We start from the raw sequence: 12,590 nt of genomic DNA, 5'->3' as shown, positions 1-12,590 counted from the left end.
TAAGAATGAAGATATGCAACAAATGCAAATAAGCCTTACTTAGCCAAAATCTTATTCATAAATACACTACTGCTTACGTCAAATAATTCATCCCATGGACCATCCCGTCCACTTAATGGTATACATCGTTGACAGCAGGTCTCCTGACTCACGGTAATCAGAATATCGGCCTTCCCATAAAGACGAGCTTTACAGTGACCTGTGGCTTATTAACCACACAAGGATATTCTGCATCCGCCTACAGTTGCGGGGGCAGTTATGGAATTGAATTGAATAATTCTCACCATATTCCTATTCATATACAAAAATGTAATGAAATGCTGTCAAAAGCGACTCTAACGGCAATTGTTAACGAGGTCAACCGTATGAATAAACAGGGAAAACCTCACACCTTTGGTAAAATTGTTATGTTTTACAGTTGGTTATGCTTAAATCCTTTATCTCGGATGTATACATGAAAATAACAATAAAAAGCTAAATGAGAATTGATTGATATTGATCAAACTATAAACACGGTTTTATTTTTTCAATTTAATCATATTGATCGTTATCAATAACGCAGTTAATTAGCGTTGGGTTAATTTAATAATGTGATCTCTGCATATGTACCAATTGCCATTCATCCTGCATATCCATAACGACGCTAAAATCTTTACGCAACCAAAAATGATACCCTCCAGGCAAGAAATGATGAGTATGCAGATATAAGGTTTTATATTTTTGCTGCTGGCAGAAAATTTGAGCTAAAGCAAACAACCGGCTTCCAATTCCCCGTCTGCGATAGCGCGCATCCACGTAGCAACGACAAATCTCCGCCGTTTCAGGCAAATTATAGCGCCCACGCAGCTCAGTAATACGATCGTCATATTGACATACTGCAAGTGTAGCGATGAGTTCTTGCTTTTCACTCCACGCGCAAAGCAATAAATTTTTTTCTTGCAAAATATACTGCTGCCTGAGATCGAAGATATCTTCTTCGGCAGTAGGCATGACTCTCCCGGCATTGAAGAACAAATTAAGATGCTTAATAAGGAACGACTGAACAGCAGGTATATCGGCGTGAGCCATCTCACTAAACCTTAATCGGGTCATGGCAGGCATCCAAGCTTAGAGTGGAATACGATAATAACAATAAGACCACTTTCAAAACAATATTGACGCTGCTAAGGCTACTCGCGCCAACGCGGTAGTCACCAGCGATTTGGGGGCTAATCTGTTCTTTTATTGTTCTGGGTCTTGCTTTTCCTAACTGTTGCCGGGGCATAGTTTTCCTCTGCATCCTAAGCCTGCAACTCTAACTCTCAGAAATGAGAGGCCGATCCTTTGAGCAGGACTTTTGTCCTCAATCCTCTGCAAACGTCTGGTTACAATCCCTGCATATCTCCAATACCCATAATTCAGGAATTGTTATGACTGCACATATTAATGCTAAAACGGGTGATTTTGCGCCAACTGTGATTATGCCGGGCGATCCGCTGCGCGCAAAATTTATTGCCGAAAATTATCTCATGGATTACCGCGAAGTTACCAACGTGCGTAATATGCTGGGCTATACCGGTCTTTATTTTGGTCAACCTGTTTCGGTGATGGGACACGGTATGGGTATTCCGTCTATGACGCTATACGCCCATGAGCTGGTACATGATTTTAATGTGAAGAGAATTATTCGCGTCGGTAGTCTGGGGGCAACACAACCGCATGTCAAAATGCGCGACATTATTCTGGCTCTCGCTGCCGGTACTGACTCTGTCACAAATTTAAAACGTAGCGCGGGCTACACGATGGCGACGTCCGCTCACTTCCCATTACTACAACAGGCGTGGATGCTGGCACAGAAGGCCGGAATCGACATTAAGGTCGGTAATGTTTTCAGTGGCGATCTTTATTACGATCCTGACGAAAACCTCATTCCTGCACTGGAAAAGTTTGGTGTACTGGGTGTGGATATGGAGGTGGCCGGCTTATACGCCTTAGCACACCAATTTAATATTGAAGCACTGGCTATTTTAACGGTGTCCGATCATTGCCTGACAGGCGAAGAAACCACGGCAGAGGAACGACAATTAACTTTTAAAAATATGATTGAGCTGGCGCTAAATACAGCCGTTACGGCTTAGCATTGGCTTTTAATTGAACCAATCAGGGATGTCATTATATGAAGAATAAAATAGCACTTACACTGATTAGTTTTCTGGCAAATTTTATTATGGCGGGGTTTGCCAGTCAGTTTGGAATGCTGATTGAACCGATTGCGGTACGTTACAGTGCTGATGTGAATACCGTTGCCTCGATATTTTCGCTGCTTAACGGTGGGGCATTAGCGGGGACCATCGCCGCCTTTTCCCTGATAGAAAAAATTGGCGTCAAGCGAATGACGTTTATTATCTATTCGATAGTGTTCCTCTGTTCGCTGGCAATGCACTTAAGCCCCGGCTTATGGCCAGTGATGGTTGCTATGACTTTGGTGGGCTTTTGCGGTGGGATTGGTCTGTGTGTGGCAGGAACGATTGTCGTTTCGGTATGGCAGGATCGCATTCAAAGTACAATGTTGGTGGTACAAGACGCCACCTTTAACGTCGCAGGCGTGGTTTTCCCGCTGATCACCACCTACGCCCTGACGCACAATATGTCATGGAGTTACAGCTATCTAAGTGTTGGCATGGTGGCCTTACTTACGTTAGGTGTGGTGGCGCTCACTCGTTTTACTGCCTGTGAAAACGCGTCTGCGGAGGAGCGGACAGACGCGGTGAAGTCTGAGTGGAACCCAGGGATTATTAGCGGAGGTATTGGTCTGTTCTTAGGTATGCTGGCGCTGTATACCTTCCTGACCTGGGCACCATTATTTGTGAAGAACAAATTTGGCATTCCTTTTGAAGAAGCCGGTAATATTATTACGCAATACTGGGGAGCGGCGTTGGTTGGGGCGCTAGTATCAACTGTCATTGTTTCTCGAGTGAGGATACATTATTTCCTGTTGAGTATTATTTTGCTCGCTTGCGTTATTACGACCATTATTGTAACGAAAGAAAACATCTCGGGGCTTGATTATCTGGCTTATAGCTACGGATTCGTCTGTGCGGCGCTGTATAACTCCTTTATTGCCTACGGAGTTTCATTTGTGAAGCGCGCAAGTAGTCAGAATGTTTCATATATTTTAATTAGCGGTAGCGCCGGGGCTATGTTTAGTCCAGCGATCAGTGCGCTAATGGAAAAAACAATGGGCTTGCAGAAAATTATGTACGCAATACCAGTATTATATTTAATAATCTTTATCATGTTGATGGGTACATTAAAACTTAAACGTAACAAAGCACAGTAATAACACTTACCTCTCTAATTAGATAGTCAGTCGCCACACCATTTATTTGGTGGGGCGACACTCAACCTTGCTCAAAGGAATTGAAAATGATGAAGAATAAATCAATGATTAAAAAAACAGTTCTGGGCGCAATCGTTGCAATGAGCTGTACGCAAGCGCTTGCTGCTGATTATACCGATGGCAACGTCCGTAAAAATGATTTTAACTGGATGCAGATGAACTTAATGCAAAGTGTGGATGCGAAAGTGCCTTATGGTATTCGTAATGACACTTATCTGGAACTGGAGTTTGGGGCGCGTTCCGGAATTATCGATCTGTATGGTTATGTCGATTTCTTTGATATTTTTGACCGCAAGCAGGATGACCGCCATGGTGGCGATAACTTTTTCGCCAAGATATCCCCACGGTTTTCCCTGGATGCTATTTTTAATAAAGATTTATCCGTTGGGCCATTTAACGAATTCTATATCGCAACGGTAAATAACATTGGCGACCGGGAATTATTTGAACATTATGTCGGTCTGGGCACAGATGTTAAGGTTCCGTGGTTTGGTCTGGTGGGAATGAACATCTATGCGCATTATGTGCGTGAAAACTACGGTGCGGATAACGAAGGCAAGTGGGATGGCTACATGTTCTCGACCAACTGGTCGACGCCGTTCTATACCTTTGCCAACGGCAGCTACCTGAACTATCAGGGTTACTTTGACTATCAGTTCGCCGCTAACAAGATTGCTAATCAACCGTTATACAGCAATGACGCGATTGAATGGTATAACGGTATCTACTGGCATTCAGAGCATTATGCGGTGGGTTATGGCCTGAAGTATTTCCGCAATATGGCATTGATGGAAAATCACGGCGGAGCAGGGCGCACCACCGGACTCGGTCACTACTTCAACCTTACCTATAAATTCTGATTGCGCTGAACTGACACACCAACCTTCTCTACGGAGAAGGTTGGTGTGTCAGTCAATGATGTCATTGCCGAGGAATTTACGCAGCCCATCCAGATCCTTAATTTCTAGTCCTTGCTTCGTGCGCGTTACCAGTCCGGCATCCGTCAGGGCTTTAACCGCCCGCCGATAGACCCGATCGGTGGTGCCGAACCGTTCTGCTTCCTGGTAATTTTTATGGAAACCATCCATCGGCTGTTTGTTTTGATGCTGGCGATACAGATCATACGCCACGTTATGAACGATAGGGTAGAGCATCCGGTGCAGGAAGATTTCCAGCATATCCTGATAATCAATCGCCATCGCACTGGCAAAAAATATCGCCAGTCTCGGGTGCTGGTTTAGCGCTTCTTCAAGACGATCACAGCTGCACACCGCCACGGTCAACGGCTCTTCGGCCACGATATCAAGCTGGCAGCGATACCCGGTAAAAAACTCCATTTCACCAAATAGTTGCTCATCACATTCCATTGCGCCCAACTGAAAACGGCGACCATTTTCCGCGCTGTAACGCAGGGAAATTCTGCCTGATTGCACCATGATAAGTCGATCGACTACCTGTCCCTGGCGATAGAGATACTCATCTTCGTGGATCATCTGCGTTTCAGAGAGCAGTTCCTGGAATATCTTCTCAATTAAGGCATCATCTTGCTGCCAGATATTGTGAAAACGACCTTTTGTGAGGGGCTTAAGCTGCATGGCTCAACGTCTTATTGTTTGAGATAATTCTTATCGCTGACTGTATGCCATCTACTGCTTAATGTCATTAAGAGCAGGTTTCGGGACAATAAAAGGGCCAGCACCATGCTGGCCCTGACGCACTAAGGATGGCTGATAAAACGGGACAGCCGCTGGCGCAACAGGCGGTTTTCCTGACGCAGCTGCGCGTTCTCTTCCAGCAACGTCAATGCAACGGCAATCCCTGGCCAGTCAAGTTCCAGCTCCTGACGCAGGCGCATCGCGCGACGCATTACGGTCAGCGCATGATCGTCAAACGTCTCGTCTTCATGGGGTGCTATCACCCCTAAGCCGACAACCTCATGCAGTTCTTCTTCTGACACACCGGTGTACAGACAAAATTCGGTAATGGTAAAAGTGACGGTAACGTTAGCCATTATGCTTTCCCCCACTCTTTGCGCGGATCAAAGGTCTTTTGTGCATCCGCCAGTTGTTGCCACAGGGCGGCACTGGTGTCGTTAGGTTTCGGTGGCATGACGATCTTGATCACCGCATACAAATCGCCGGTATGTTTTTTACTTACCAGACCTTTGCCTTTAATGCGTAGCCGCTGACCGGCCTGGCTGCCTGCAGGAATGGTCAGCAGGATGCTCTCTTTCAGCGTCGGAACGGTTACTTTCGCACCCAGCGCAGCTTCCCACGGCGCCAGAGGAACGACAACTTCCAGATCCTGATTAACGATATCGAACAGCGGATGCGGCGCAATATGAATCACCAGCCACAAATCACCGTTCGGCCCACCGTTTTCGCCGGGCGTGCCCTGACCTTTCAGGCGGATACGCTGACCGTTACCGACGCCAGCCGGAATTTTCACGTTCAGTGTTTTAGGAATTTCTCGTTCTACCATGCCGAATGCGTTGTAGACCGGCAGGTTGTAACTGATTGTGCGGCTATGCTCAGTAAGCGTTTCTTCGAGGAAGACGGCAACTTCTATTTCGATGTCGTGCCCGCGGCTGGCAGGGCGCTGGCGCGACTGGTGCGCACGCTGACCAAAAATGGAGGAGAAGATATCGTCGAAATCTTCGGCGCTGTAGCTTTGCCCCTCTCCTTGCTGGAATTGACGGCTGAACTGAGGGTCGTTGCGATGCTGCCACAGTTGGTCGTACTCGGCACGTCGCTGTTCATCACTCAGGACTTCCCAGGCTTCAGCAACCTCTTTAAACCGGGCCTCAGCGTCAGTCTCTTTGCTGACATCAGGATGGTATTTACGGGCGAGTCGACGATAGGCGGTCTTGATTGTCTTGAGATCGTCTGTCGGTTTCACGCCCATAATGGCGTAATAATCCTTTAATTCCATAGCGTTCTCTCGTGTAAATCAACACTTGAAGAAGGTGTACCCCGACAACAGGTAACACCGCTAAGTTTAGGGTAATCCTGATAACGGCGAATGCCAACCGGGAAGAAAGGATATTGGTCTAAATGATGTGATTGCGCACCACCAACAGCGCTTTTGACTGTTGTGTGGTGCGAAAAGTGAGATTAGCGAAATGTCAGGATTTGGTGATCAGATAGCGAACCGTATCCGCGTAGCTCTTCACAAAAGAGTTTAGGTCGTCAGATTTCAGTCCTTTTGGATTGATCATATATTTACCGTTGATAAAAATGGCGGGCACACCGGTTAAATCTACCGCTTTAGCCATTTCTTGTTGTTTTGCGGTCAGGGATTTCACGGCAAAACTGTTCCAGGCGGCATCATAATCACTGGCGCTGACGCCCGCGCTGATAAATACGTTACGAATATCATCCGCTGTTTTAACGGTTTGTTTTTTCTGAACGGCATCAAAAAGCAACGGTTTAACTTTATCTTGTACGTTTAACAGCATGGCGACGGACCAGGCGTGCGTCATGTCTTGCCCCAGCGGACCTAAAAAGTCGACGTGGTATTCGGTGAGTTTGACATCAGCAGGCAGTACTTTTTTCACGTTATCCGTGATTTCAAAAACTTCATCGTACTGATAACAGGAAGGACAGTAAAATGAGAAAAACTTCAGCGCAGCTGGGGCGGAAGCGACGGGTTTTTCCAGGGTGATATACTCTTTACCGTCGGTAAATGATGCTGCCTGAGCGCTAACTGTAAAAAGTAACCCAATCAGGGGTAATAAATATTTTTTCATTTTCATATACTCTAAATAACATTTGATAAACAAATTATCTGCTAATGAATACGTTATTCATTGCGTCTGGATATAATAAGGAAATCCCCTGAAAATGCGCTGACCCTTACTTTCATTTACGCATCAGTACGTAGCGGGCATTATTTGTGTGCTGACATTGAAATATTCTCTGGCATTCTTCGTAAATAGTGAATGATAACTTCCGTGATATTTTCGGTGGTGTTTTTAGCAATGTTATAGTGTAATAAACAAAGACGAAAATATGATTAATTATCATTTCGCCTTAAAGCGTGAATGGCATGGTATTGCGCTAAGTATTTGCAAATACCCCTGTAGATTGTCTTTTTCTTGTCGCGCGTGAATGAATAGGGTAAGTGTCAGAGATGAGCAACCCAAATGGATATCACTATGATCGACCACCTGGATCACCTGGTACTAACCACCAATCATGAAGAGGCTTGCGTTCGTTTTTATGTCGAGCTTTTAGGCATGAGGTTGGAAACTTTCGCACAAGGTCGGAAAGCCTTCGTCTTTGGCAATCAGAAAATCAATCTCCATATTCGGGGAAAAGAGTTTGAACCTAAAGCCTACGCGCCAACGCCGGGGGCGCTGGATTTGTGTTTTATCACCACGCGTACACTGGAAGAGGTGACAGAGACGTTTCAAACCCACGGAGTCGAGATTATTGAAGGGCCCGTTGCACGAACCGGTGCGACAGGACCGATTCGCTCGGTTTATGTCAGGGATCCCGATCTCAATCTGATTGAAATCGCGGTATATCCAGCAGATGCCAGGACATAACTTTACAGCGCAAAGGTTGCCAAAAACCGGCGAGTGGTTAAGATAACTCGCATCAATGAGTGAGGGTATAATGGCGAAACGTCAACGGATGGGATGGTGGTTCCTCTGTCTGGCATGTGTTGTGGTGATGGTTTGCACCGCACAACGCATGGCGAGTCTGCACGCGTTGCAGATGGATACCGCCGTTACAAGCGTTGTCGCCAGCGCACAAGTGCAGGCCGATGAGGCCTCACCCGTTACCCCTTGTGAACTGAGCGCGAAGTCATTACTGGCTGCGCCACCCGTACTGTTTGAAGGTGCTATTCTGGTGCTGTGCCTGCTGCTGTCGTTGCTGGCGCCAGTGCGGGCGTTTCGTCTACCTTTTTTCCCACCGCGAGCCATCTCGCCGCCCACTCTCCGGGTGCATCTCCGATTTTGCGTCTTCCGTGAATGACAGAACAGCCGTTGCTGACTGTTAGATAATTATTCACGGAGAAAAACTATGATGACTGTTTTCAGGCAGACACTGCTCTGTCTGTTATTGCTATGGCTGCCCGTATCCTGGGCGGCTGAACCCGGCTGGCTGCGTTCACCCGATAACGATCACGCCAGCGTGCGGTTACGCGCTGATACGTCCGCTGGCGGTGAAACCCGTCTGTTGTTGGATGTCAAACTGGAGGACGGCTGGAAAACCTACTGGCGTTCTCCGGGCGAGGGGGGCGTTGCGCCTGCTATCGCCTGGAAAGAGGAAATGCCTGCGGTCGACTGGTTCTGGCCAACCCCAGCTCGTTTTGAGGTCGCCAATATCACTACCCAGGGGTATCACGATAAGGTGACGTTCCCGATGGTGGTGCGAGGTAGAGCGCCCGCCACGCTCAGCGGCGTTTTGACGCTATCCACCTGTAGCAACGTTTGCCTGTTAACGGATTTTCCTTTTTCCGTAACGCCCACAGCCCAGGACCCGACTTTTGCACATGACTATGCTCAGGCGATGGGACAGATCCCACTTGCCAGCGGCCTGACCGATGCTCTGAGCGCCGGCGCACGGGCGGGAGAGTTAGTCGTCGAGGCTCACCGTGCGGGAGGCTGGACTGCACCAGGGCTGTATCTGGATGCTGTTGATGATGCGGATTTTGGCATGCCGCAAATCCATGTTGAGGGGGAGACATTACGCGCCACGGTACCTGTACATGACGGTTGGGGAGAAGGCGCGCCGGATCTGCGTGGTAAGTCAGTCACCCTGGTGCTGGCAGATAACGGTGTTGCCCAGGAAAGTCGTCTTGCGATTGGCGAAGCCCCGGTTGTTGAGAACGCCTCACTCCCACTGTGGCAAGTGGTGCTAATGGCGCTGCTGGGCGGTTTGATCCTCAATCTGATGCCCTGTGTGTTACCGGTTCTGGGCATGAAGCTGGGCTCGATTTTGCTGGTCGAGGAAAAAAGTCGTCGCCAGGTCCGTCGTCAGTTCCTCGCATCGGTAGCCGGAATACTTGTCTCATTTATGGCTCTGGCTCTATTGATGACGGTGCTGCGTTTAACCAATCAGGCGCTTGGCTGGGGGATCCAGTTTCAGAATCCATGGTTCATTGGCGTGATGGTACTGGTGATGCTGACGTTCAGCGCCAGCCTGTTCGGGTGGTTTGAATTCCGACTCCCTTCTGCGATGACTACCACGCTGGCGACTCACGGCGGCAACGGTCTGTCGGGACATTTCTGGCAAGGTGCATTTGCGACGCTGCTTGCTACGCCGTGCAGTGCCCCGTTCCTTGGAACGGCGGTGGCGGTGGCATTGACCGCTTCGCTGCCGACATTGTGGGGATTGTTTATCGCACTTGGGCTGGGAATGAGCTTACCGTGGCTGCTGGTGGCTCTGCGTCCCGGTCTGGCGCTGCGTTTGCCGCGGCCAGGACGCTGGATGAATATGTTGCGGCGTCTGCTCGGCGTGATGATGCTGGGTTCCGCTATCTGGCTTGCGACGTTGCTGCTCCCGCATTTCGGGTTCGTAGGGCAAAGCACCGGCAAAGAGAGCGTGAACTGGCAACCGCTAAGCGAGCAAGCTATTGAGGATGCGCTGGCGCAACATAAGCGCGTGTTCATTGACGTCACAGCAGACTGGTGCATCACCTGTAAGGTAAACAAGTTCAACGTCTTGCATAAAGATGACGTACAGGCCGCATTGCAACAGCCGGATGTGGTGGCGCTGCGCGGCGACTGGACACTCCCTTCTGAAGTCATTACCGAATTTCTAAAAAAACGCGGCCAGGTTGCTGTGCCGTATAACCAAATTTATGGCCCCGGTCTGCCGGAAGGCCAGGTGTTACCCACGTTGTTAACCCGCGATGCGGTACTGCAAACGTTGAACGATGCCAAAGGAGTTACCCCATGAAGATGATGATTGTTCTGCTGTTAACCCTGTTTTCTGCCGTCAGTATCGCGAAAGAGCCTGCACCGTTTACCCCGGAACAGGAAAAGCAAATTGAAGCATTAATTCAGGAAGCCCTGTTTAACGATCCCAACAGCCCGCGGATTGGCGCAAAGCAGGCAAAACTGACCCTGATAAACTTCACCGATTACAACTGCCCATACTGCAAGCAGTTGGATCCAATGCTGGAAAAAATTGTGCAGAAATATCCTGACGTGGCGGTAGTGATCAAACCGTTGCCGTTTAAAGGTGAAAGCTCGGAACTGGCGGCGCGGACCGTGCTGACGACATGGCATCAGCATCCGCAGCAGTTTCTGGCGCTACATGAAAAACTGATGCAGAAGAAGGGCTACCATACCGATGTCAGTATCAAACAGGCGCAGGAAAAAGCGGGGGCCAGTCCGGTGACGCTGGACGCCCAAAGTGCTGAAACGCTGAGCACTAACCTGCAACTGGCGCGACTGGTGGGTGTACAGGGAACCCCCGCAACGATCATTGGCGATGAACTTATTCCCGGTGCGGTGCCGTGGGAAACGCTTGAGGAAGTGGTAAAAGAAAAACTGGCGGCGGCCAATGCTCAGTAAACTGCGCCGCTGGCTGCGCGAAGGGCTGATCTTACTGGCTCTGTTGGCGGGGGCGATGCTGCTGATGGATGCCTGGCGCGCGCCGCAGCTCCCTGCCTCTTTTGACAGTACGCCTTTACAAACGTTGGATGGTGAAACCGTCACGCTGGCGGCGCTCAGCAAAGACGAGCCAGTGTTGCTTTATTTCTGGGCTAGCTGGTGCGGCGTATGCCGCTTCACAACGCCGGAAGTCGCCAGGCTGCGCTCGGAAGGGGAAAATGTGATGACCATTGCGTTACGCTCCGGAAATGAAGCTGAGGTATCTCGCTGGCTGTTGCGTAAAGGCGTGGAATTTCCGGTCATCAATGATGCGAATGGGGCTATTTCCCACAGTTGGGCGATTAGCGTCACGCCCACGTTGGTGGTGATGTCAGAAGGTCGGGTGGTATCAACCACCAGCGGCTGGACCAGCTACTGGGGCATGAAACTTCGGCTGTGGTGGGCGAAAATATTCTGATATTTGTGCCGGGGGAACCCGGCATTTTTTTACGATAAAAAGGTAAGAAAAACATGTTGTTCTGATATTTGATCCTAAAGCTACACACTAATAGTTATATATTTTTGATTTTTTTCTGTAGTTGCAAATTCACAAGGATAATGGCATATCTGATGATGTTTTAAATATCTTATTTCTCGCAGGGATTATAGAATAATGCGCAAGGGTAAAGTTATTGTTATATCAATGATGTTTTTTTGTATCCTTATTTTTATTGCTGCTATTGTCTGGTTTATGATGTATCAGGGGGAACTCACTGAACCTACCAGTGAAGAGAAATATGCCGCCATTCTGCATGCTTCAGGCCTGTTGAAATCAGATGAGCACGATAAAAAAACAATTAAAAATTTGTATCAACGTTATATTTTAGCGCGTAAGGTTAATCTGGATTCCGGTGAATGGGTAGCTGATGACGTCCAGACGCAGGGATGTAAAAAACTCGCTCCGGAACATGATCCCGCGAAGATCCATCAGCGCTGTACTATTGCAGATGTATATCTTGTAAAAGATAAAAGTAATAAAATTCAACAAATTATACTCCCTGTTTTCGGTGAGGGTGCGAAGTCAATGATGTATGCCTTTCTGGCTCTTGACCCAGACGGACGTACGGTTAAAAACCTGTATTACTATCAGCAGCGGGAAACTCCTTTTTTGGGAGCCAGAGTGGAAGATGAAAGTTGGCGCAAGCAATGGCCGGGTAAAAAAGTGGTTGATAATAACTTGATGCCAGCGCTAAGAATAACTCAGGAGAAACCAGAGAATATCGATGAATATACAGTGGATGGTATTTCTGGCGCGACCCTGACATCGAATGGGGTTGAGAGAAGCATCAACTACTGGACAGGCGAACAGGGTTACGGCCGTTTTTTGCAACGGATTACTCGTGGTCCTGATATAATAGTTCCCTGATCACTTTTGTCTTAAATAACGTTTATCTTCATACTCACTGTTGGCCTCATTTGCGTCAGTGAGTATGGGGCAACTCTATTCCATATCACCGATAAATTCTCCTGTATTGACGGCATCACTAATCAATCCCAAATGTCTCAGTTTCGTATTCATCACATTTTCATGAGATAAATTTACATAACTTGTTACCCGTTGACATTTTTATGATCCAGGTCATGTACAACGCAAGCTAAAAT

The 12,590-nt window shown here is 48.1% G+C and carries 14 protein-coding genes and 1 riboswitch; of the genes, 9 read left to right on the top strand and 5 right to left on the bottom strand.

All coding sequences use genetic code 11. The features are described 5' to 3' along the window. Nucleotides 1-116: 116 nt before the first annotated feature. Nucleotides 117-340: riboswitch (cobalamin riboswitch) on the bottom strand. 242 nt (nucleotides 341-582) lie between these two features. Continuing rightward, the gene (locus SK39_RS03100) at nucleotides 583-1,092 is read right to left on the bottom strand and encodes a GNAT family N-acetyltransferase (protein WP_171278992.1); all 510 of its coding nucleotides are present in this window, start codon (nucleotides 1,090-1,092) and stop codon (nucleotides 583-585) included. 317 nt (nucleotides 1,093-1,409) lie between these two features. Here SK39_RS03100 and deoD point away from each other — a divergent pair, with 317 nt between their 5' ends. The 3 genes from deoD (at nucleotide 1,410) to SK39_RS03085 (ending at nucleotide 4,239) form a co-directional block, all read left to right on the top strand. Continuing rightward, nucleotides 1,410-2,117 (top strand): purine-nucleoside phosphorylase, encoded by a 708-nt coding sequence (gene deoD / locus SK39_RS03095; RefSeq protein ID WP_032936275.1) that lies wholly within the window; start codon nucleotides 1,410-1,412, stop codon nucleotides 2,115-2,117. A gap of 38 nt (nucleotides 2,118-2,155) precedes the next feature. Beyond that, the gene (tsgA, locus tag SK39_RS03090) at nucleotides 2,156-3,319 is read left to right on the top strand and encodes an MFS transporter TsgA (RefSeq protein ID WP_048216641.1); all 1,164 of its coding nucleotides are present in this window, start codon (nucleotides 2,156-2,158) and stop codon (nucleotides 3,317-3,319) included. An 86-nt stretch (nucleotides 3,320-3,405) separates the two neighbouring features. After that, on the top strand, nucleotides 3,406-4,239 hold the full coding sequence (locus SK39_RS03085) for an outer membrane protein OmpK (RefSeq protein WP_032936272.1): 834 nt from the start codon (nucleotides 3,406-3,408) through the stop codon (nucleotides 4,237-4,239). Between the two features lie 48 nt (nucleotides 4,240-4,287). On the opposite strand, the gene SK39_RS03080 is transcribed toward SK39_RS03085, so the two are convergent. The 4 genes from SK39_RS03080 to dsbA form a co-directional block, all read right to left on the bottom strand. Next, entirely contained in the window at nucleotides 4,288-4,974 is a 687-nt protein-coding gene (locus SK39_RS03080; RefSeq protein ID WP_032936270.1) for a Crp/Fnr family transcriptional regulator, read from the bottom strand. Between the two features lie 122 nt (nucleotides 4,975-5,096). Further along, complete coding sequence (gene cbpM / locus SK39_RS03075) at nucleotides 5,097-5,390, bottom strand: chaperone modulator CbpM (protein WP_048216640.1); 294 nt, start codon at nucleotides 5,388-5,390, stop codon at nucleotides 5,097-5,099. Then, a complete protein-coding gene (cbpA, locus tag SK39_RS03070; protein WP_032936268.1) occupies nucleotides 5,390-6,310 on the bottom strand; it encodes a curved DNA-binding protein in 921 nt (306 codons plus the stop codon). The genes cbpM and cbpA overlap by 1 nt, the downstream gene beginning before the upstream one ends. Before the next feature lie 193 nt (nucleotides 6,311-6,503). Further along, nucleotides 6,504-7,127, bottom strand: coding sequence for a thiol:disulfide interchange protein DsbA (dsbA, locus tag SK39_RS03065; RefSeq protein ID WP_003035960.1), 624 nt, complete (start codon nucleotides 7,125-7,127; stop codon nucleotides 6,504-6,506). Between the two features lie 396 nt (nucleotides 7,128-7,523). Here dsbA and SK39_RS03060 point away from each other — a divergent pair, with 396 nt between their 5' ends. The 6 genes from SK39_RS03060 to nqrC all read left to right on the top strand — a co-directional run bounded on the left by SK39_RS03060 (nucleotide 7,524) and on the right by nqrC (nucleotide 12,354). Beyond that, nucleotides 7,524-7,928, top strand: coding sequence for a VOC family protein (locus SK39_RS03060; RefSeq protein ID WP_003035964.1), 405 nt, complete (start codon nucleotides 7,524-7,526; stop codon nucleotides 7,926-7,928). Nucleotides 7,929-7,998: 70 nt separating this feature from the next. Next, nucleotides 7,999-8,361, top strand: a complete 363-nt coding sequence (locus SK39_RS03055; RefSeq protein ID WP_048216639.1) for a hypothetical protein — start codon at nucleotides 7,999-8,001, stop codon at nucleotides 8,359-8,361. Nucleotides 8,362-8,409: 48 nt separating this feature from the next. Continuing rightward, entirely contained in the window at nucleotides 8,410-10,290 is a 1,881-nt protein-coding gene (locus SK39_RS03050) for a protein-disulfide reductase DsbD family protein (RefSeq protein ID WP_016149895.1), read from the top strand. Then, on the top strand, nucleotides 10,287-10,910 hold the full coding sequence (locus tag SK39_RS03045; RefSeq protein ID WP_003035975.1) for a DsbA family protein: 624 nt from the start codon (nucleotides 10,287-10,289) through the stop codon (nucleotides 10,908-10,910). Before SK39_RS03050 ends, SK39_RS03045 begins: the two co-directional genes overlap by 4 nt. Further along, nucleotides 10,900-11,406, top strand: a complete 507-nt coding sequence (locus SK39_RS03040; protein WP_003035978.1) for a protein disulfide oxidoreductase — start codon at nucleotides 10,900-10,902, stop codon at nucleotides 11,404-11,406. The genes SK39_RS03045 and SK39_RS03040 overlap by 11 nt, the downstream gene beginning before the upstream one ends. Nucleotides 11,407-11,601: 195 nt before the next feature. Continuing rightward, nucleotides 11,602-12,354, top strand: a complete 753-nt coding sequence (nqrC, locus tag SK39_RS03035; RefSeq protein WP_003836822.1) for an NADH:ubiquinone reductase (Na(+)-transporting) subunit C — start codon at nucleotides 11,602-11,604, stop codon at nucleotides 12,352-12,354. Nucleotides 12,355-12,590 lie beyond the last annotated feature (236 nt).

It is taken from the genome of Citrobacter sp. BIDMC107, assembly GCF_001037575.1.
GTDB lineage: Bacteria > Pseudomonadota > Gammaproteobacteria > Enterobacterales > Enterobacteriaceae > Citrobacter > Citrobacter freundii.
This window is presented reverse-complemented; position numbering and strand designations above follow the sequence as displayed.

What these genes read in the sequence shown, in the direction of transcription:
- deoD (WP_032936275.1), top strand. Translation starts at nt 1,410, where the DNA reads ATGACTGCACATATTAATGCTAAAACGGGTGATTTTGCGCCAACTGTG.
- SK39_RS03060 (WP_003035964.1), top strand. Translation starts at nt 7,524, where the DNA reads ATGGATATCACTATGATCGACCACCTGGATCACCTGGTACTAACCACC.
- SK39_RS03100 (WP_171278992.1), bottom strand. Translation starts at nt 1,092, where the DNA reads ATGACCCGATTAAGGTTTAGTGAGATGGCTCACGCCGATATACCTGCT.
- cbpA (WP_032936268.1), bottom strand. Translation starts at nt 6,310, where the DNA reads ATGGAATTAAAGGATTATTACGCCATTATGGGCGTGAAACCGACAGAC.
- tsgA (WP_048216641.1), top strand. Translation starts at nt 2,156, where the DNA reads ATGAAGAATAAAATAGCACTTACACTGATTAGTTTTCTGGCAAATTTT.
- SK39_RS03080 (WP_032936270.1), bottom strand. Translation starts at nt 4,974, where the DNA reads ATGCAGCTTAAGCCCCTCACAAAAGGTCGTTTTCACAATATCTGGCAG.
- SK39_RS03050 (WP_016149895.1), top strand. Translation starts at nt 8,410, where the DNA reads ATGATGACTGTTTTCAGGCAGACACTGCTCTGTCTGTTATTGCTATGG.
- nqrC (WP_003836822.1), top strand. Translation starts at nt 11,602, where the DNA reads ATGCGCAAGGGTAAAGTTATTGTTATATCAATGATGTTTTTTTGTATC.
- cbpM (WP_048216640.1), bottom strand. Translation starts at nt 5,390, where the DNA reads ATGGCTAACGTTACCGTCACTTTTACCATTACCGAATTTTGTCTGTAC.
- dsbA (WP_003035960.1), bottom strand. Translation starts at nt 7,127, where the DNA reads ATGAAAAAATATTTATTACCCCTGATTGGGTTACTTTTTACAGTTAGC.
- SK39_RS03045 (WP_003035975.1), top strand. Translation starts at nt 10,287, where the DNA reads ATGAAGATGATGATTGTTCTGCTGTTAACCCTGTTTTCTGCCGTCAGT.
- SK39_RS03085 (WP_032936272.1), top strand. Translation starts at nt 3,406, where the DNA reads ATGATGAAGAATAAATCAATGATTAAAAAAACAGTTCTGGGCGCAATC.
- SK39_RS03040 (WP_003035978.1), top strand. Translation starts at nt 10,900, where the DNA reads ATGCTCAGTAAACTGCGCCGCTGGCTGCGCGAAGGGCTGATCTTACTG.
- SK39_RS03055 (WP_048216639.1), top strand. Translation starts at nt 7,999, where the DNA reads ATGGCGAAACGTCAACGGATGGGATGGTGGTTCCTCTGTCTGGCATGT.